This is a genomic window from Streptomyces sp. NPDC005435 (assembly GCF_040703155.1).
In the GTDB taxonomy this organism is placed as follows: Bacteria; Actinomycetota; Actinomycetes; order Streptomycetales; family Streptomycetaceae; genus Streptomyces.
Genome location: NZ_JBEXEQ010000021.1, coordinates 1 through 19632, shown reverse-complemented (window position 1 = coordinate 19632; position 19632 = coordinate 1). Strand labels below are relative to the sequence as shown.

The 19632-nt window shown below is 72.5% G+C and carries 11 protein-coding genes; 3 read left to right on the top strand and 8 right to left on the bottom strand.

All coding sequences use genetic code 11. From position 1 onward, the window contains the following. Window positions 1-3: 3 nt before the first annotated feature. Entirely contained in the window at window positions 4-1452 is a 1449-nt protein-coding gene (locus AB0898_RS24840) for an MFS transporter (RefSeq protein WP_366805176.1), read from the bottom strand. Window positions 1453-1635: 183 nt separating this feature from the next. On the opposite strand from AB0898_RS24840, the gene dusB reads away from it, so the two are divergent. Beyond that, the gene (gene dusB, locus AB0898_RS24835) at window positions 1636-2769 is read left to right on the top strand and encodes a tRNA dihydrouridine synthase DusB (RefSeq protein ID WP_366805175.1); all 1134 of its coding nucleotides are present in this window, start codon (window positions 1636-1638) and stop codon (window positions 2767-2769) included. A gap of 100 nt (window positions 2770-2869) precedes the next feature. Here the strand turns inward: dusB and AB0898_RS24830 are convergent, their stop codons facing one another. The 3 genes from AB0898_RS24830 to AB0898_RS24820 form a co-directional block, all read right to left on the bottom strand. Beyond that, on the bottom strand, window positions 2870-5293 hold the full coding sequence (locus AB0898_RS24830) for a CDP-alcohol phosphatidyltransferase (protein WP_366805174.1): 2424 nt from the start codon (window positions 5291-5293) through the stop codon (window positions 2870-2872). An 892-nt stretch (window positions 5294-6185) separates the two neighbouring features. Continuing rightward, window positions 6186-8123, bottom strand: a complete 1938-nt coding sequence (locus AB0898_RS24825; RefSeq protein WP_366805173.1) for a glycogen debranching N-terminal domain-containing protein — start codon at window positions 8121-8123, stop codon at window positions 6186-6188. Then, complete coding sequence (locus AB0898_RS24820; RefSeq protein WP_366805172.1) at window positions 8120-9568, bottom strand: MGH1-like glycoside hydrolase domain-containing protein; 1449 nt, start codon at window positions 9566-9568, stop codon at window positions 8120-8122. The genes AB0898_RS24825 and AB0898_RS24820 overlap by 4 nt, the downstream gene beginning before the upstream one ends. Before the next feature lie 120 nt (window positions 9569-9688). Here AB0898_RS24820 and AB0898_RS24815 point away from each other — a divergent pair, with 120 nt between their 5' ends. Continuing rightward, window positions 9689-10918, top strand: coding sequence for an ROK family protein (locus AB0898_RS24815; protein WP_366805171.1), 1230 nt, complete (start codon window positions 9689-9691; stop codon window positions 10916-10918). Window positions 10919-13251: 2333 nt separating this feature from the next. Continuing rightward, window positions 13252-15972, top strand: a complete 2721-nt coding sequence (gene ppdK, locus AB0898_RS24810) for a pyruvate, phosphate dikinase (protein ID WP_366805170.1) — start codon at window positions 13252-13254, stop codon at window positions 15970-15972. A 167-nt stretch (window positions 15973-16139) separates the two neighbouring features. Here the strand turns inward: ppdK and AB0898_RS24805 are convergent, their stop codons facing one another. The 4 genes from AB0898_RS24805 to AB0898_RS24790 form a co-directional block, all read right to left on the bottom strand. After that, a complete protein-coding gene (locus AB0898_RS24805; protein WP_366805168.1) occupies window positions 16140-16688 on the bottom strand; it encodes a hypothetical protein in 549 nt (182 codons plus the stop codon). A 39-nt stretch (window positions 16689-16727) separates the two neighbouring features. Next, entirely contained in the window at window positions 16728-17666 is a 939-nt protein-coding gene (locus AB0898_RS24800; RefSeq protein ID WP_366805167.1) for a hypothetical protein, read from the bottom strand. A 121-nt stretch (window positions 17667-17787) separates the two neighbouring features. Then, complete coding sequence (locus tag AB0898_RS24795; RefSeq protein ID WP_366805166.1) at window positions 17788-18414, bottom strand: class F sortase; 627 nt, start codon at window positions 18412-18414, stop codon at window positions 17788-17790. A gap of 129 nt (window positions 18415-18543) precedes the next feature. After that, window positions 18544-19020, bottom strand: a complete 477-nt coding sequence (locus AB0898_RS24790; RefSeq protein ID WP_366805280.1) for a hypothetical protein — start codon at window positions 19018-19020, stop codon at window positions 18544-18546. Between the last annotated feature and the right edge of the window lie 612 nt (window positions 19021-19632).

Here is a 19632-nt window from a genome sequence, read left to right as displayed (position 1 = left end):
GGATCAGGCCCGCCCCGCCCCCACCGTCTCCCGTACCTCCGGCGCCTCCAGCCGCTCCGCCGTGCGCGTGGCCGTACCCCGGGCCCAGCGGCCGCTCGTGACGTAGCCGAGGACCAGGACCGTCGCGCCGCAGGCCGTCAGGATCCACCAGCCGGGGCGGGCGGCGGAGACGAAGGTGTCGCGGTACGGGGAGTCGCCGATGCCGGAGGCCAGGACCGCGCCGACCACCGCGACGCCCAGGGTCTGGCCGAGCTGGCGGCTGGTGGAGGCCACCGCCGCAGCCACGCCCGCCTGGGCGCGCGGCATGCCGGAGACCGCCGTGTTGGTGATCGGGGCGTTGACGAAGCCGAAGCCGATGCCGAAGAGGACGTAGCCGGCGAGGAGCGTGAGGTTGGAGGTCTCCGCCTCGAAGGCGGCGAAGAGGACACCGCTCAGGGTCATCGCGGCGCCTGCCAGCAGGAGCGGGATGCGGGGACCCCGGCTGCCGACCAGCCGGCCGGAGAGCGGGGCGCACAGGAGGGTCGGGACTGCCATCGGGAGCATCCACAGGCCCGCGTGGAGCGCGTCCAGACCGCGTACGTTCTGGAGGTACAGCGTCGAGAGGAACAGGAAGCCGCCCAGCGCCGCGAAACCGCTCACCGCTATCACCGTCGCCCCGCTGAAGGGCGCCGAGCGGAAGAAGCGCAGGTCGATCAGGGGTTCCGCGCGGCGGGGCTCGTAGCGGAGCAGGGTGAGCAGCGCGGCCAGCGCCACCGCGCCGAAGGGCAGTACCGTCGCCGCGCCCGCGTCCGGCGCCTCGATGATCGCGTACGTCAGCGAGCCGAACAGGACGATCACCAGGAGCTGGCCGACCGGGTCCACGCGGCGCGGCTTCGGCGCGCGGGACTCGGGGACGAAGCGGAGCGTGAGGAGCAGGGCCGCCGCGCCCACCGGCAGGTTGACCCAGAAGATGGAGCGCCAGCCGACCGACTCCACCAGCAGCCCGCCGACCAGCGGGCCCGCCGCCATGGAGATGCCGACCACCGCGCCCCACGCGCCGATGGCCCGCGCCCGCTCGCGCGGGTCGGTGAAGGTGTTGGTGATGATCGACATCGCGACCGGGTTGAGCATCGAGCCGCCCACCGCCTGGATCATGCGGAAGACGACGAGCAGTTCGAGATTCGGCGCCAGTGAGCAGAGCAGGGAGCCGACGGTGAAGACCGTCAGGCCGGTCAGGAAGACCCGTTTGCGGCCGATCCGGTCGGCGGTCGAGCCCGCGAGCATCAGCAGCGAGGCGAGCGCCAGGGTGTAGGCGTCGATCGTCCACTGGAGGCCGGAGGTGGTCGCGTGCAGTTCGCGCTGCATCGAGGGGAGCGCGACATTCAGGGCGGTGTTGTCGAGGCTCACGATCAGCAGGCTCATGCAGCAGATCGCGAGCACGAGCAGCCGCCGCCGGTGGCTGAGCTCGGGCATGGGCTCCATCGTACGCCCATTTCAATAGTGCGGCTAACTAATTACCAATGCACGGATATCGGCGAAAGGGCGGGCACGCGAGGGACATGGGGGACAATGGACGACGGCCCACGCCCCACCGGCCACCGCCGCACGACCGGCACGGCCACCGCCGTACGCCCCCCATCCGACCCGGAGCCCCTGATGAACCAGCCCCTCTCCATCGGCCCGCACGCCGTGGCGCCGCCCGTCGTGCTCGCACCCATGGCGGGGATCACCAACGCGCCCTTCCGCACCCTGTGCCGGGAGTTCAGCGGGGGCAAGGGGCTGTTCGTCAGCGAGATGATCACCACCCGGGCGCTGGTCGAGCGCAACGACAAGACCATGCAGCTGATCAGGTTCGACGCGAGCGAGAAGCCGCGCTCGATCCAGCTGTACGGCGTCGACCCGGCCACCGTCGGCAAGGCCGTCCGCATGATCGCGGAGGAGGGCCTGGCCGACCACATCGACCTGAACTTCGGCTGCCCGGTCCCCAAGGTCACCCGCAAGGGCGGCGGCTCGGCGCTGCCGTACAAGCGGAACCTGCTGCGCGCCATCCTGCGCGAGGCCGTCTCCGGCGCCGGTGACCTGCCGGTCACCATGAAGATGCGCAAGGGCATCGACGACGACCACATCACCTACCTCGACGCCGGCCGCATCGCCGTCGAGGAGGGCGTCACCGCCATCGCGCTGCACGGCCGCACCACCGCCCAGCACTACGGCGGCACCGCCGACTGGGAGGCCATCGCCCGGCTCAAGGAGCACGTCCCGGAGATCCCGGTGCTCGGCAACGGCGACATCTGGTCCGCCGAGGACGCGCTGCGCATGGTCCGCGAGACCGGGTGCGACGGCGTGGTCGTCGGACGCGGCTGCCTCGGCCGGCCGTGGCTGTTCGCGGACCTGGTCGCCGCCTTCGAGGGGCGTACGGACGAGCTGGCGCGGCCGGGGCTGAAGGAGGTGGCCGACGTCATGGTCCGGCACGCCACCCTGCTCGGCGAGTGGCTCGGCGACGAGGCCAAGGGTGTGGTCGACTTCCGCAAGCACGTCGCCTGGTACCTCAAGGGCTTCGCGGTCGGCTCCGAGATGCGCAAGCGGCTCGCGATCACCTCGTCGCTGGAGGCGCTGCGCGCCGGGCTCGACGAGCTGGACCTCGACCAGCCCTGGCCCACCGGAGCGGACGGCCCGCGCGGGCGTACGTCCGGCAACAACCGGGTGGTGCTGCCGGACGGCTGGCTGAAGGACCCGTACGACTGCGCGGGCGTCGGTGAGGACGCGGAGCTGGACACGTCCGGCGGCTGAGCACAGCCCCGGAACGCCGTTCGGGAACGCGAAGAAGGGCTGAACCGCTCGGGGGTTCAGCCCTTCTTCATGTCCTTCGAGTCCGGGGGCTCGGGCGGGCTCAGCCCTTCTTCGGGTGCGGGGTGGAGCCGTACGCCGTCAGGAAGCGGTCGCGGAACGCGCTCATCTTCCACACCGGGGCGTCGTGCGCCGGGCGCAGGCCGTCCGACCAGCCCCAATTCGCGACCTTGTCGAGGACCTTCGGGTCCTTGGCGACGATGGAGATCGGCACGTCACGGCTGGCGTGGTTGCCGCTGACGCGGGCGATGGGCTGGTGGTCGCCGAGGAAGACCAGCACGGTGTCCTTGCTGCCGTAGCGGGTCAGCCACTCGGTGAGCGCGGTGACCGAGTACTGGATCGACTTGCCGTACTCCTGGCGGGACTTGGTGGTGTCCGCGATGACGTCCGCCGACTTGTTGCCCGCCGCCTCGATGCCCTTGAAGATCGAGCCGTCGCCCAGCTGGTCCCAGCCGACCATCTTCGGGATCGGGGCCCACGGCTGGTGGCTCGAGGTCAGGATGACCTCCGACATCAGGGACTTGCCGTCGGTGCGCTTCTTGCCGTGGACGCGCTTCTGGAACTGCTCCAGGGCGTACTGGTCGGGCATCGTGGACCAGCTGAACTTCGGTCCCTTGTAGCCGAGTTCGAAGGCGTTGTAGACCTTGTCGAGGCCGTAGTAGCTCTGCTCCGGCCAGGCCTTCTGGACGCCCGGCATGACGCCGACGGTGTCCCAGTCGCCGGTCTTCTTGAACACCTTGGTGAGGCTGAGGTGGTCGCTGGCCATCACCGTGCGGTAGCGCTGCTGGTTGCTGATCCACAGGCCGGACAGGGTGGTCGAGTGGCCGAGCCAGCTGCTGCCGCCGTACGTCGCGGAGGTCAGCCAGCCGCTCTTGGCGTGGTAACCGGCCTTCGCCAGCGCCTTGGTGCGCACGTCCAGGGTCTTGTCCACGCCGGGCGCCATGATCGGGTCCTCGATCGCGCTGCGGCCGTAGCTCTCGATGAACGTGAAGAGCATGTCCTTGCCGCGCAGGTCGGGCACGAGCTGGGCGGGGGGCGTGTTGCCGAAGGCGTCCACCTTCGCGACCTTCCCGAACTCCGCCTCGTCCCGCAGGCTGTCGGCCACCCGCTTGGCCTGGCTCTGCATGACCACGGCGGTGGTGTCCGAGGCGAACGGCAGGCCGCCCATCTCCAACCCGAGGGAGGAGCAGGTGATCCAGGCGACACCGGCGATCAACGTGGCGCGGGTGGCGGTGCTTTGGTGCCGGGCCACGAGGTTGCTCAGCCGTACGACCGAGAGGGCCAGCGCGACGAACATCAGCAGCACGACGACGATCAGGCCTGCCGTCGCCGCGAGCGTCGCCGTCCGGCCGAGGGAGTCCTCCAGGTACGACTGCGCGTCGCCGAGCAGGGTCCAGTCCAGGACCATGTTGAAGTTCCGGCCCAGGTACTGGTGGAAGCCCATGTCCAGCCAGTTCAGCACCGTCACCACGGCGAGTACGACACCGGAGACGGCGGCGAGGATCACCCTGGGCCGGCGCGGCAGCGCCAGCATCACCGCGGCCCCGACGATCGCCTCCCCGGGCAGCCGCAGGAACTTGGCGGGCCCGATCCCGACGACGCTACTGGGCATCACGAGCGCCATGACGACGAGGATCGCGGCGACGACGGTGAGCGCGAGGGAGAGCCCCTGGGCGGCACGGGGGTTGTTCGCCCGCCAACGGGCCGACCAGGAAGGGGACTTGGTGGGAGCGGTGGCAGTCCGGTTGCCGTCCTGCGCCGGGCTGTCGCCTGCGTCGGTGCCCGGAGCCTTGTCCGCACCGGAGGCCGAGCCCGTCACGTCCTGAACAGCCGCCGGACTCCCGCCCGGGGCCGCACCTTCAGGAATCTCCCCGATGGCGACCTTCGCCCCCTCCGAGGCGTCCGCGTCCCGCGAGGGGCCGGTCGCGCCGTCCCCGCCGGGGGAGTTGTCGCTCGCCGCCCGGGACGACTTTCCGTTCGCGCGGGGCGTGGGGGTTGCTTCGGTGGTGTCGTCCTGAGCGGTGTCCGTGTCCGTGCCTGCGGCGGGGGTGGCGGCTTCGGTCGTCGGGGTGTCCCCGGTGGGGGAGTTGTCGCTCGCCGCCCGGGGCGACTTTCCGTTCACGCGAGGCGCGATGGCCCCTTCGTCTGCGGCGGCTTCGGTCTTCGTGCTGTCCCCGGTGGGGGAGTCACCGCTCGTCTTCCGGCGGGGCTTCGCGGCCGGCCTCTTGGCCGGGGTCGCCTCAACAGCCTTGTCCTCAGCGGAATCTGCCTTCGCGCCCCGCGCCGGGGCGGTGGAAGCGCTCTTGGCCGAGGCGGTCTCCGCCGGGGCGGGCTTCCCGTCGACGCCCTCCGCAGGGGTGGCCGGTGCGGTCTTGGTGCCGCCCTCGGCGGCAGAGGCACTGCGCGGCTGCCCGTTCGGGCCCTTGGCCGGGGTCGTCTCGGCGGCGCTGTTCGGGGCGGAACCCACGCCCGACTCCCCGGCAGGGGTGGCCGGTTCGGCCTTCGTGCTGCCCCCGGCGGGAGATACCCCGCTTGCCTTCCGGCGCGGCTTCCCGGCCGCCCCCTTGACCGGGGTCGCCTCGGCGGAGGAGTCCGCGTCCCCCGAGGGAGCGGCCGCCACGCCTCCGCTCCCAGCCGAAGCGGACCTCTTCGAAGCGGCCCCCGCGTCAGCGGACCCCGCCGGGGCGGAGCCCGCGTTCTCCACGGAGGTGGCCGTCGCGCGGCCGGCCGGGCTGGACTTCGCCGGGGCCGCCCCTCCGTTCGTGCTCCCCGTAGGGGTAGGGGCCGTCCCCTCCGGGGCCGATCCCTCGCCCGCGCCCCTCGCAGGGGTGGCCGTCGTGCGGTCGGCCGGGGTGGGCTTCGCCGGGGTCGGCCCCCCATCCGTGCCCCCCGCAGGGGCTCCTGCAGGGACGGTGGCCGTCGCGCGGCTGGCCGAGGTGGACGCAGTCGGGGCGGGCCCCCCGTTCGTGCTCCCCGCAGGGGTGGTGGCCGTCGTGCGGCGGGCCGGGGTGGGCTTCGCCGGGGTCGGCCCCCCGTCCGTGCCCCCCGCAGGGGCGGTGGGCGTCGCGTGGTCGGTCGAGGTGGACGCAGTCGGGGTGGGCCCCCCGTTCATGCCCCCCGCAGGGGTCCCGGTTTTCCCCGCCGTGCTCGGTGGATGGCTCGTGTTCTTCTGCTGAGGCAACCCGGGGGTCCTTCCGTGCGCGGGCTGGGGCGGGGGAGGCGGCGGGCCGCGCTGGGGAGGCTGGGCGGGACCGGTCAGGGCCGGTCCGCCTGGCCCGCCGCCCTTCCGTACGGCCCGCCGCCGGGCCACGTTCAGGGCGCTCGGCAAATACCGGGCAAACGCCCGGTCAAGGTTGGTGTCACGCGCCCCCGACCGCCGTGAGCAGGGCGAGCGGGGCCGCGGCCGAGCGGGACTCCCGTACGCAGGCGTGCGGGTACGGTACCGGCTCCGGGTGCGTGTCGCGGTCGTACCCCGCCAGGACCTCGGGCAGCCGGTGCCCGCCCGCCGTAGCCGCGTCCACCAGGCCATGCGCGACCGCGCGGGCCTCGTCGTGGAGGCCGTAGCGCGCGAGGCCGAGGGCGATGAGCGCGTTGTCGTGCGGCCAGACCGAGCCCCGGTGGTAGGAGAGCGGGTGGTAGGCCGCCTGCCCGGAGGCGAGCGTGCGGACGCCCCAGCCGGAGAAGAAGTCCGGCTCAAGCAGGCGCCGGCCCACCATCTCCCCGTACTCCTTGTCCAGCAGCCCCGACCACAGCAGATGCCCCGCGTCGGAGGCGAGCGCGTCTATCCGGCGCCCCTCGCCGTCCAGCGCGAGCGCGGGGAAGGACCGTTCCCGCATCCAGAAGTCCCGCTGGAAACGGTCGCGGAGGTCGGCCGCCGCCTGCTCAAGCAGCGCGGCGTACGTCCCGTCGCCCCACACCGTCCGCGCCACCCACGCGGTACGGCGCAGCGCGTCGTAGGCGTACCCCTGCGCGCCCGCCGCCATCACCGCGCCGGTCGGCCGCGTGCCGTCGGCGCAGCAGATCGCGCCGGGGGAGTCCTTCCAGTTCTGGTTGGCGAGGCCGCCCTCGTCGGCGCGGTAGACGAGATAGCCGCGCGAGGTCAGCCCGCCGTGGTCCAGCATCCAGCCGATCGCCGCGCGGGCGTGCGGCTCCAGGCGCCGGGCGAGCACCGCGTCCCCCGTGCGCTCCACGTACGCGCCGAGCAGGACGAGGAAGAGCGGGGTGGCGTCGACCGAGCCGTAGTACCGCCCGTACGGCACCTGCCCGAAGTGGGCCAGCTCGCCGTGCCGCACCTCGTGCACGATCTTGCCGGGCTGGGCGAGCGGGGAACGGCCGGTGCCCGTGGCCTGGGTGGCGGCGAGGGCGGGCAGGGTCGCGGCGGCCAGCTGCGGCCGGTACGGCAGCGCGAACAGCGCGGTCAGCAGCGCGTCCCGGCCGAGCAGCGCGAGGAACCAGGGCGCCCCGCCCGCCGGCACGCGCAGCTCCTCCCCGTCAGGACCGGTCGCCGGAACCTGGAGCGAGGCCAGGTCGTCCAGGCCCCGCGCACAGGCCGCCGCCAGCTCGGGCCAGCCGGTCGGGAAGGCCACGCCCTCCACGAACCGCCCCTGGAGATCGGCGAGTTGTTCCCGCACCCCCGAAGGCGAGCGCGGCACCCGCACCGCGCGCCGGTCGCCGTGCGGCCGGGCCATCACCCGCAACAGCAGCTCCGCGCTGCCGTACGGCGGCAGTTCGAGCGTCCACACCAGCCGCCGCGCCCCCGTACCGGTCTCCTCCACCGCCTCCGGCGCCGGGTCGGCGGTGACGGCCGTACAGGAGCGCCACTCCCCGCGCCGATAGCCGAACTCGATGCCGTCGTCCAGGACTTGGCGGGTGCGGACGGCGCCGGTCTTGGCGTACGTACGGTGGTCCGAGCGCAGCTCGAACTGGTCGGCGAAGTCGGCGTCCACGGTGAGCGCGAGCCGCACGGTGGCCGTCACCGCGAGATTGCTGGTGACCTTCAGCGACTCCACGAACGCCCGGTCCCCGACGGCCTGTTCACGCCACAGGGTGTACGGCGGCGGCTCCTGCCGGCCCCCGCGCGGCACCAGGACACACCGCGCCGTGTCCCCGTCCGCGACCGGCGTCAGCACCTCCGGCACCGCGCCGTCCACGGTGAGCTGCCAGCGGCTGAGATGCCGGGCGTCCCGCACGAACACCCCGTCCGGTGAACCGCCGCCGCGCACCCCGCCGATGCCGCCCCCGTCGCCCACGACGGCGAACGTCGCCCCGCGCACGAACAGATGATGCCGCTCCGTCATCGGTCCCCTCCCTCGTCCGTCCTGCCGCCGCTGTGGCTCAGGAGCGTGTCGTGCGAATCGCCTTTTTCCGTACGCCCGTTGACCCCGGACTCCCCGTGCAGCAGATCGAGGGTGAGCGCCGCCGTCCAGCCGAACGCGGGCGCCCCGCAGGCCGCTCCGGTGTACGGGTCCACGTACTCCGCGAAGCCCGAGGAATCCGCCGTGCGCAGGAAGGCCGTACGCAGCCCGTCCGCCAACCGCCCCTCGCCATGGGCCCGCAGCCCCCGCTCGACCAGCCACGCGGTGTTGAACCACGCGGGGCCGCGCCAGTAGCGGTGCGGGTCGAACGCCTCTCCCAACAGGTCGTAACTGGGCACGAGTTGAGTGGCGGAGCCCAGCCCGAAGTGGGGCCCGCGCAGGGTGCGTACGAGAGTCGCGGCCACCTCGCGGGGCAGCCCCGGCAGCAGCAGCGGGACGAGGCCCGTCACGCCCCGCTCCCGCACCGGGCCGCCGCCGCGCAGGTCCCGGCAGAGGAACATGCCGTACGACGCGTCCCACAGCCGCTCCACCAGGGCCGATGTCAGCCGCTCGGCGCGCGCGTGGCGGGCGGTGCCGGGCGCGCCCAGCTCCCGCGCGATCTCGGCGAGCGCGTGCTCGGAGGCGATGAGGAGCGCGTTGAACGCCGGGTCCTCCACCGCGAACTCCCCGCCGCCGTCGGCGTATTCACCGTCCCGGTAGTCGGCCGCGAGCCGCACGTACCGCCCGTAGTCCAGGTCCGTCGGCCGGTCCTCGGGTGAGCCGTGGGCGAGGTCCGCGCGGCGGAAGGAACGGGCCGGGGCCGGCGAGACGCGGGCCAACGGGGCGTCCCAGCAAGGGCTGTTGTCCATGCCCTGCTCCCAGGGGTGCACCACGGACACCAGGCCGCCCCCGCCGAGGTCCCGCCGGTGCAGCAGATACCGGTGCCAGGCGGCCAGCCGGGGATAGAGGCGGGCGAGGAAGCCGCGCGCCCGCGACAGGCCCGGGTCGGCCCGGTGCACCAGCCACGCGGCCAGCGCGTGCACGGGTGGCTGCACGATGCCGGACGTCTGTACCGTGCGCGGGGCGCCCGCGGCGCGTCCGGCGGCCGAGGAGCGCCAGAAATCGGGGCTCGGGAAGTACGCGTCGAGCGGCACGGAGGGGTGGAAGACGATGTGCGGCACGCGCCCGTCGGCCCACTGCGCCGCCAGCAGCGTCTCCAGCTCGGTCTGGGCCCGCAGCGGCGAGAGATGGCGCAGCCCGATCGCGATGAACGCCGAGTCCCAGGACCACTGGTGCGGATACAGGCTCCGCGAGGGGACCGTCGAGGCGCCCGTCCAGTTCGTGTGCAATACGTGGGCGGCCCTGACGTGCAGTGACGCCGTGGGCGGCGGATCGTATGCGATCTCGCGCTCAGTGACACGGGCAGTGAGCTGGGCAGTGCGATCCACTCGGGGCTCCCCGATGACGTCCGGCCGGCCAGGTTTGGTTGTGTCTACCGCAGGGTTACGTCTATTTAACACGCAAAACTCAATATGTAATGCAAGCTTGAGGAACACAAGGGGGTGTGCATGACCGGACAGGCAGGCAGGACGGGAAAGGCCGGCAGGGGAGCGGCCCAGGCGAGCGCCGGGGACCTGCTCGAACTGGTGCGCAGCGGGCGCGCGGTCACGCGCGGCGCCCTCCAGCACGTCACCGGACTGTCCCGCGCGACCGTCGGCCAGCGCCTGGACCGGCTCTTCCGCGCGGGCTGGCTGCGCGAGGGCGCGGGCGGCCCGGTGGACTCCCCGCTCGGCGGACGCCCCGCCGTCACCCTGGAGTTCGACGGCTCCCACGCGGTGGTCCTCGCCGCCGACCTGGACACCCGGCACGCCCGCGCCGCCGTCCTCACCCTGACCGGCGACCTCCTCGCCGAGCACTCCGGCACCCTCGCCGTGGAGGACGGACCCGAGGCGGTCCTCGCCGAACTCGGGCGCTGGTTCGCCCGGTTGCTCACCGAGGCGGGCCACCGCCCCGAGGAGGTCTGCGGCATCGGGCTCGGCGTGCCGGGCCCCGTGGACAGCGAGACCGGCCGCGTGATCCAGCCCCCGATGATGACCGGCTGGGACGGCTACGACATAAGGGGCCGCCTCTCCCGCGCCTTCACCGAACACACCGGCGCCCCCGCCGTCCCGGTCCTCGTGGACAACGACGCCAACCTCATGGCCTACGGCGAGCAGCGCGCGGGTCACCCCGACTGCGGGGCGTTCGTCCTGGTCAAGGTGTCCACCGGCATCGGCGCCGGGGTCGTCGTGGACGGCGCGCTCTACCGGGGCATCGACGGCGGCGCGGGCGACATCGGGCACATCCGCGTCGGCGCCGACGCGCTGTGCCGGTGCGGGTCGTACGGCTGCCTCGCCGCCGTCGCCAGCGGGGGTGCCGTGGCCCGGCGGCTGACGGAGGCGGGGGTGCCGGCCGAGTCCGGCTCGGACGTACGGGAGCTGCTCGCGACGGGCGATCCGCGGGCGGCCGCCCTGGCCCGCGAGGCCGGACGCCAGGTCGGAGACGTCCTGGCCACCGTCGTCACCCTTCTCAACCCCGGCGTCCTGATGATCGCGGGCGACCTCGCCGGCACCCCCTTCGTGACCGGCGTCCGCGAACTCCTCTACCAACGCGCCCTGCCCCGCTCCACAGCCCACCTCGACGTCGTCACCGCGCGACTGGGGGAGCGGGCGGGGGTGATCGGGGCGGGGGCACTGGTGGTGGAGCATCTGTACGCGCCGGAGCGGGCGGAGGAGCGGTTGGCGGCGTTGGGGGTGTGAGGGGCGGTTCCGGGGGGAGCGGGTAGGGGGCTCGGGCGGGCTGGAGGTGCCGGGGGGCGCCGTATCCCGTGGGCGTAGGGGGCTGCTCCGCTTGTGGGTGGGGGCTCGTGAGGGGTGGTGCGGGGTTGGTCCCGGGGGAGTGGGGCTGGCTCCGGGAAGGTGGGGGTCGGCGAGTGGGGTTCGGGGCTGGCCCCAGGGATTGGGGGCCGGCGGCAGGGTGCGGGGCTGGTCGCTGGGAGCGGGATCTCGGAAGGGCGTGGGCCTGGTCGCGTGGAGGGCGGTCCCGGGAGGGCGCGGGATTGGTCCGTGGAGTGGGGTCCCGGAAGGGTGGGGGCTGGTCGTGGGGGATTGAGGGCTGGCGGCAGAGCGCGGAGCTGGTCTCGTGGAGTGGGGTCCCGGAAGGGTGGGGGGCTGGTCGCGGGGGATTGAGGGCTGGCGGCAGAGCGTGGAACTGGCCCCGAGGAGCGGGGTCCCGGGAGGGTGCCCGGCCCTGAGCGGGGCCCGGTCCCGCAGAGATGGTGGCGGTTCGGACTTAAGTGGGGGATGGGGTTTCCCGGAGGGGCGCCGAGCGCGGCCCGGGGGGTGGTGAGGTCCTCCCGAGCGAGGAGCTCTGGCCCTGCTTTGCGCGAATTGGTCGGGACTGCGAAGGGGCCGACCGGGCCGTACCCCAGGGGGCGGAGGCGCTGATCCTGGCCCGGGGCCGGGAGGATGACGGCGGCTCTGGCTGGGAGTGGTGGCGGCTCTCTGAAGGTGCTGGTCCTGAAGCGGGGCCGGGTCCCGCAGAGGCGGTGGCGGTTCGCCCTTGAGCGGGCGACGAGGTTTTCCCGGAAGGGGCGCCGAGCGCGGCCCGGGGAGTGGTGAGGTCCTCCCGAGCGAGGAGCTCTGGCCCCGCTTCGCGTGAATTGGCCGGGACTGCGAAGGGGCCGCGCCGGGCCGTTCCCCAGGAGGCGGAGGTGCTGATCCTGGCCGGGGGCCGGGAGGATGACGGCGGCCCTGGCCGGGAGTGGTGGCGGCTCCCTGAAGGGTGCTGGTCCTGAAGCGGGGCCCGGTCCCGCAGAGGCGGTGGCGGTTCGCCCTTGAGTGGGCGACGGGGTTTCCCGCAAGGGGCGCCGAGCGCGGCCCGGGGAGTGGTGAGGTCCTCCCGAGCGAGGAGCTCTGGCCCTGCTTCGCGCGATTGGCCGGGACTACGAAGAGGTCGATCGGGCCGTACCCCAGGGGGCGGGGCGCGGATTCTGGTCCGGTGGAAGGCGCCTGGAGGGCGATGCCGACCCTGGCCGGAGTGGTGAAGGCTCTCTGAAGGGTGCTGGTCCTGTTTCGGGCAGTACCGGAGGTGTCCCTCGGCGGGTCGCGGGTCCCAGCCCTGGGGCCGCCGATTCCGGCCCGAGGGAGAGACGCCCTGGAGGGTGACGCCGGCCCTGGAAGGGTGCTGGTCCTGCTCCGGGGAGTGCGAGGGTTCCGCGCGGCGGGTCGCGGGCCCCAGCCCAGGGACGTCACCCGGGGACGCCTGATCCCGGTCCGGGGGTGCTGATCCTCGCCGGGAGCGGTGAAGACTCCCCGAAGGGTGCTGGCCTGCTCTGGGTGAGTATCGGGGGCTCCCAGGGGCGGGTCGCGGCCCCGACTCAAAGGCCGATCCCGGTCCGGGTGCGCTGATCCTGGCCAGCGGGAGGGACGCCCGGGAGGGTGACGCCGGCCCGGCCGGGAGCGGTGAAGGCTTCCCGAGGGGCGCGGCCCTGCTCCGGGGGGAGTTCCGGGGCTTCCCGGAGGCGCGTCGCGGGCCCCGTCTCGCCTCACCCCGCTGATCACCCCAGGGCCGCCGGCCTCCCGCAAGGGGCGCGGGGCTCGTCCCGGAGGGTCGGAGGCGCCCGCCCCGCAAGGGGCACCGACCGTCTGCCGTAAAGGCGCCGAAGACCGCGCCCCCACACCATGTCGCCCGTGTTTCCGGCTCGCGTCGCCGTCCGCATGGTGAAAATCCGGGGCCTGTGGCAGCGTGATTCTCGCCACCCTTGATAAGGGCAGCGCTCAGATGAGCGGATTGTCGGCGGTTGCACTTCTCCAAGGAGTGGCACTCGGTGCCACCCCTCGGCCGTTCAATGATCGAAATCAAACGCGCCGAACTTCGCTCAAACGAGCGCACCGGCCCGCCCGAACGGAGGCTTGCGTTCAAGAGTTGAAAACACGAGTGGCCGTGCCGTTGCCCCGCCTTTGCTTTAGATCCTGTGGCAGACGGCTGGTTACAGGCTTATGACGCACTACTGGACGTACCCAGGTGCCTTCGATCTGGGTATGTTCCTCGCCGTCAGGGCAGCCACCGCGGCCTCAAGGAGTCGAGACCCGTGCCGGAAAACAAAGAGCCTCACGTAGCGAAGTTCGTCTACGACTTCACCGAGGGCAACAAGGACCTCAAGGACCTGCTCGGGGGCAAGGGCGCCAACCTCGCCGAGATGACCAACCTCGGACTGCCGGTCCCTCCCGGCTTCACCATCACCACCGAGGCCTGCAAGGTCTACCTCGACAGCGGGGAGGAGCCCGCGGCACTGCGTGACGAGGTGAGTGCGCACCTCGACGCGCTGGAGCAGCGCATGGGCAAGAAGCTCGGCCAGGCCGACGACCCGCTGCTGGTCTCCGTCCGCTCCGGCGCCAAGTTCTCCATGCCCGGCATGATGGACACCGTCCTGAACATCGGTCTGTCGGACAAGTCCGTGAAGGGCCTGACCAAGCAGGCCGGCGACGAGCGCTTCGCGTGGGACTCGTACCGCCGTCTGATCCAGATGTTCGGCAAGACCGTCCTCGGCGTCGACGGCGACCTCTTCGAGGAGGCGCTGGAGCAGGCCAAGGAGGCCAAGGGTGTCCAGGTCGACACCGAGCTGGACGCGGCCGACCTGAAGAAGCTGGTCACCGCCTTCAAGAAGATCGTCAAGACCGAGGCGGGCCGGGACTTCCCGCAGGACCCGCGCGAGCAGATGGACCTCGCGATCAAGGCCGTCTTCGAGTCCTGGAACGGCGACCGCGCCAAGCTCTACCGCCGCCAGGAGCGCATCCCGGGCGACCTCGGCACCGCCGTCAACGTGTGCTCCATGGTCTTCGGCAACCTCGGCCCCGACTCCGGCACCGGCGTCGCCTTCACCCGCGACCCCGCCTCGGGCCAGCAGGGCGTCTACGGCGACTACCTCCAGAACGCCCAGGGCGAGGACGTGGTCGCGGGCATCCGCAACACCGTCTCGCTGGCGGAGCTGGAGAACATCGACAAGGCGTCGTACGACCAGCTCATGCAGATCATGGAGACGCTGGAGAACCACTACCTGGACCTCTGCGACATCGAGTTCACCATCGAGCGCGGCAAGCTGTGGATGCTCCAGACCCGCGTCGGCAAGCGCACCGCGGGCGCGGCGTTCCGTATCGCCACCCAGTTGGTCGACCAGGGACTGATCGACGAGACCGAGGCGCTCCAGCGGGTCAACGGCGCCCAGCTCGCCCAGCTGATGTTCCCCCGCTTCGACGAGGACGCCAAGGCCGAGCAGGTCGGGCGGGGCATCGCGGCCTCGCCGGGCGCGGCGGTCGGCAAGGCGGTCTTCGACTCGTACACCGCCGTCAAGTGGTCCCGCTCGGGCGAGAAGGTCATCCTGGTCCGCCGGGAGACCAACCCCGACGACCTGGACGGCATGATCGCCGCCGAGGGCATCCTCACCTCGCGCGGCGGCAAGACCTCCCACGCGGCCGTGGTCGCGCGCGGCATGGGCAAGACCTGTGTCTGCGGCGCGGAGGAGCTGGAGGTCGACACCAAGCGGCGGCGGATGACCGTACCCGGCGGGCATGTGGTGGAGGAGGGCGACGTCATCTCCATCGACGGCTCCTCCGGCAAGGTGTACCTCGGTGAGGTCCCGGTCGTCCCGTCCCCCGTGGTGGAGTACTTCGAGGGCCGGATGCACCCGGGTGCCGACGACGCCGACGAACTGGTCGAGGCCGTGCACCGGATGATGGCCTTCGCGGACCGCAAGCGCCGGCTGCGGGTACGGGCCAACGCCGACAACGCCGAGGACGCGCTGCGCGCCCGCCGCTTCGGGGCGCAGGGCATCGGGCTGTGCCGTACGGAGCACATGTTCCTCGGGGACCGGCGTGAGCTGGTCGAGCGGCTGATCCTGGCCGACACGGAGACGGAGCGCGAGGAGTCGCTGAAGCAGCTTCTCCCGCTGCAGAAGCGGGACTTCGTCGAGCTGTTCGAGGCGATGGACGGGCTGCCGGTGACGGTACGGCTGCTCGACCCGCCGCTGCACGAGTTCCTGCCCGACATCACCGAGCTGTCGGTCCGCGTGGCCCTCGCCGAGTCCCGGCAGGAGCCGCACGAGAACGAACTCCGCCTCCTCCAGGCGGTCCATCGCCTCCACGAGCAGAACCCGATGCTGGGCCTGCGCGGCGTACGCCTCGGTCTGGTCATCCCCGGCCTGTTCACCATGCAGGTCCGCGCCATCGCGGAGGCCGCCGCCGAGCGCAAGTCCGCCAAGGGCGACCCCCGCGCCGAGATCATGATCCCGCTCGTCGGCACCGTCCAGGAGCTGGAGATCGTCCGCGAGGAGGCCGACCAGGTCATCGCGGAGGTGGAGGCGGCGACGGGTACGCGGCTGAAGCTGGCGATCGGCACGATGATCGAGCTTCCTCGCGCCGCGCTGACCGCCGGCCAGATCGCCGAGGCGGCCGAGTTCTTCTCCTTCGGCACGAACGACCTCACCCAGACGGTGTGGGGCTTCAGCCGGGACGACGTGGAGGCTTCCTTCTTCACGGCGTACCTGGAGAAGGGCATCTTCGGCGTCTCCCCGTTCGAGACGATCGACAAGGACGGGGTGGGTTCCCTGGTCAAGTCGGCGGCCAAGGCAGGCCGTTCAACCCGCCCCGACCTGAAACTCGGCGTCTGCGGCGAACACGGCGGCGACCCGGAGTCCGTCCACTTCTTCCACGAGGTCGGCCTCGACTACGTCTCCTGCTCCCCGTTCCGCATCCCGGTAGCCCGCCTGGAAGCCGGCCGCGCGGCCACGGAATCCAAGGGCAGCGACCACCGCTGACCCCTCCGGGGGCGGCGCCCCAACCATCGCCGCCCCCCTCCGAACCCCGGACCCCGTCGTCGGTCCCCGACCCTCACCACCGATCGACGACGGGCTCCGGCGCCACAAAGAGGGGGCGGCATCCTGTGCGGGGATGCCGCCCCTTCGCGTACGTATGCGCGCGGTCCTTACTCGGACAGCCGCAGGAGCACGTCTCGCCGGTTCGCCGGTGTCGAGGCGATGTGGTCGACCACGAGTGACCAGACGTCGGGGCGTGCGAGCTGTCGGACGATCGTCTCCGGAGACATGGCGTCGGCCTGATTCGGGATGGGTCTGCCGCCGATCGCCTTGCGGTACTCGGCAGCCGTGATGCGGGTGCGCTTCGCGGCCAGAGCCGAGTCGATCATCGTCCGCAGTGCATCCCATCGCTGATGGCCGGGCATCCCGGAGCGCGAGTAGTCGAAAGCGGCCTCACGCAGAACCGAGTACGAGATGCTGACCGGGCCGAAGACGAGGTCACGCATCGGAGCGCTGAGCCAGTTCGCCAACGCGACGCACTCCCGCCCCACTTGAGCCGACACCCCCAAGCGGGCGGCTGCCCGCTTGAAGGCGGGGGATCGTCTGCCGGGTTCGTCAGGGAAATCGCGGAACAGCCGGTCGCCGAGGGCGACGCGCGAACGCGCGCTGAGATCCCGGGCCGGGCCTTGCGGTTGATCGATTGCGAAGAGAACACTCACCGGCAACGTAGTACCAAATGGTTGGGCCAGGTGGGCGACTTATGTCTGGGTGTTCACCCCTTGGGGTGAGGGGCGCCCCGTTGCGTCCCCCACTCGCTCCTCGACGAACAGATCCTCCGCGTTCCTCGCGTGGACGGCTCGCTGGAACCAGGTGTCCAACTGGTCCGGGTCCTCGCAGGAGTTGACCCGGTCGCGGATGTCGTCGGGGACGGAGAGGGCTCGGCATTCGAGGGCGCGGAGGATCAGCTCGCGCCGGCTCTGGACACGCCCCTCCTCGCGTCCTTCCTCGCGCACCTGTTCGGCCAGCGGGTGGCGCCAGAAGTACTGGATGGCTGTCATCAGGTCCCTCCACGTCTGCTTCGCCTGGGGGTCGGCCAGGCATGAGTCGATGAACTGCACGAAGACCGCGGCGTTTTCGGGGTCGATGGTCCGCAGGGCGGATGCCAGGGATTTCAGTATGGCGGCGGACTGGGGGCCGCGCCCGTGTGTCATCGCCGAAAGCACCGCAAGGGGTACGTCCCGTTCGGCCTGGCGCTCGTCCGCGATGACGGGAACGTTGTCCGGGCCCAGGACGAGCGGCCGCACCGTCAGCGAGTGCCAGCCGGGGAAGCCGAGCCGGATCGGGCGTGCCGCCCACTTCGCGGTGGCGCTGCTCTGTGTGGTGACGATGAGGATCGGCTCGCAACGGTACTTCTCGTACAGAAATGACAAGTAGTACGGCCAGCTGCCCCGTTTGCGTTCGTCCACCTTCCCCTGGGACTCGACCACGAGCAGATACGTGCCGTCGTCCGTCTCGGCCCGCAGCAGCGTGTCCACGCGCCGCTCGACCGGTTCGCTCTCGGTGAGGTCCACGTTCAGCGCGGCGATCTCGCGTGGCTCGGGAAACGGCACGTGCAGTACCTGCTGCAGCGCCCGGGTCAACAGTGCCGGGTCCTTCTGGAAGATCCGGTGCAGTGCCTCGTGCGACGAGCCGACCATCAGCTCCCCCTTTCGTACGACGTGGTCAACGAGCCATGGCGTAGTGAGGTCCTGCCGGTGGGGGAGCGCGTGGAGGTGTGGGCCGGGGTGTGACACACCGTCGCACCCCCGGAACGGGGGTTCAGGCCTTGCGGCTTGCCGTCAGGTGGGCGAACACCACCACGTTCCCCTGGTAGCCCGTCGACTTGGAGTAGCCGCCGCCGCAGGTGATGACGCGGAGCTCCGGGCGTGTGGCCGCGCCGTAGACCTTTGCGTCGGGGAAGTTCTTCGCGGAGTAGACCTCGACGGCGTCGACCGCGAAGACGGCGATCGTGGCGTCCTCGCGGTCGATCTCGATCGTGGCGCCGCGTTTGAGGGCGCCGAGGTCGTAGAAGACGGCGGGGCCCTCGGTGTTGTCGACGTGGCCGGCGACGATGGCGGTGCCGGTGGAGCCGGGGGCGGTGCCGGCCTCGTACCAGCCCGCCAGGTTCTTCTCGGCCGGGGGCGGGACGTCGAGGCTGCCGGAGGGGGTGAGGGAGAGGCCCATCAGGGGGGCGTCCACGTGGATCGCGGGGATACGGACGCGGGTCGGCGGGGACGGGTCGAGGGCGGGGGCCGCGCTGTGTTCGGCGCCCGGTTCGGGGCGGCCCTCGGCGGCGGAGGGCTGCGGCGGGGCGTGCGGGCCCGGGCCGCTGCCCAGCAGCCAGACACCGGAAGCCAGCGCCACCACCGTCACCGCGGCTATCGCGGCGTCACCCAGTCTGCGCATGTGAACCCCCTTCCCGTGCACACGCTTCCCACGAGGCCAAGCCCCCGTCCCCCTCCGGGCCGCGAGGGGCATCGGACCCGGAGGGGGCGGGACGTGCGGTACCGGCCGACGGACAGCGGAGGGTGTCCGTCAGATCCCGTCGCCTCTCGCCCGGCGATGCAGGAGCCAGGTACCGCCCGCGGCGGCGACGGCCAGCGCCGCCACTCCCGCCGCGGTCTGTGAGGGGCCGGGGCCCGGTGCCCCGCCGACCCCGGTCTTCAGGCTGCCGCGCGGCTGCGTCTGCGGCCCCGCCGCGCTCAGCGCCACCTTCAGGTCGCCCCGCACCTGCCGGTCGCCCTCGGCACACCGCGCGACGATCTCGTACGTCCCCGGCTGCGCGCCCTCCGGCACCCGGAACTGGCCGATCGCCTCGCCCTCGTGCGTACTCGGCGCCAGCGGGAACGTCCCGGCCCCCACCGCACCCGCGTCGCCGAGCGCGCTGCCCTGCCCGCCGCAGGCGGCCGTGTTCACCGTGACCTGGCTGCCGGGCGTGGTCGTGGACGGGTACACCTGGAGGCTTCCGGCCGACGTGGCCGACGTGGCCGACATGGCCGACATGGCCGACATGGCAGAGATGGCAGAGATGGCGGAGACGGCCACAACGGCCGGCCGCAGCCGGGCCGCGTGCGCCGCGTCCACATGTGCCGCGCCCATATGTGCCGCGCCCACATGTGCCGCGCCCACGCGGACCGCGTCCGCCTGGGCCGCCGGCGCCGTGGCGAGCCCCGCCGCGGCCACGGCGAGCGCGGTACCGGTCAGCAGACGGGCGGTGCGACGCATGGCGGTGCTCCCAGGGCTTGTCCGGCGCGACTCGTCGCTGTCCGACGCGACTCGTCCAGGGGCGAGCGCCCCTGCCCTACCGAGGTAAAGCCCAGCGCGGCCGCTCCGCCTCCCGGGAGCGGGCCCGCACTGCGGAGAACGGGTGGCGCACCCCGCCCCCCACACGGGCTAGCGGCGGCGCGTCGGCGCAGGTCAGGGGCGGGTACGGGGCGACAGAGGAAGAGCACACGAATGGAGGGCCGCCCGGAGGGGAACGGGAGCGCCCCTAGGGGGTGTCTCGTCGATCAGGCCGGGCTCACGGCGTCTGGCACCGCACCTCGCCGCGTTGTCGTCGGTCGCCGATGCTCCGCATCGACTCCCTCCTCCGCCTTGCGACGCACGGCACCAGACGCCGCTCCC

Bases quoted from the DNA above. Each gene is read 5' to 3' on its own strand.
- AB0898_RS24840 (WP_366805176.1), bottom strand. From the start codon at position 1,452: ATGCCCGAGCTCAGCCACCGGCGGCGGCTGCTCGTGCTCGCGATCTGC.
- dusB (WP_366805175.1), top strand. From the start codon at position 1,636: ATGAACCAGCCCCTCTCCATCGGCCCGCACGCCGTGGCGCCGCCCGTC.
- AB0898_RS24825 (WP_366805173.1), bottom strand. From the start codon at position 8,123: ATGACGGAGCGGCATCATCTGTTCGTGCGCGGGGCGACGTTCGCCGTC.
- AB0898_RS24815 (WP_366805171.1), top strand. From the start codon at position 9,689: ATGACCGGACAGGCAGGCAGGACGGGAAAGGCCGGCAGGGGAGCGGCC.
- AB0898_RS24800 (WP_366805167.1), bottom strand. From the start codon at position 17,666: ATGGTCGGCTCGTCGCACGAGGCACTGCACCGGATCTTCCAGAAGGAC.
- AB0898_RS24795 (WP_366805166.1), bottom strand. From the start codon at position 18,414: ATGCGCAGACTGGGTGACGCCGCGATAGCCGCGGTGACGGTGGTGGCG.
- AB0898_RS24790 (WP_366805280.1), bottom strand. From the start codon at position 19,020: ATGTCGGCCATGTCGGCCATGTCGGCCACGTCGGCCACGTCGGCCGGA.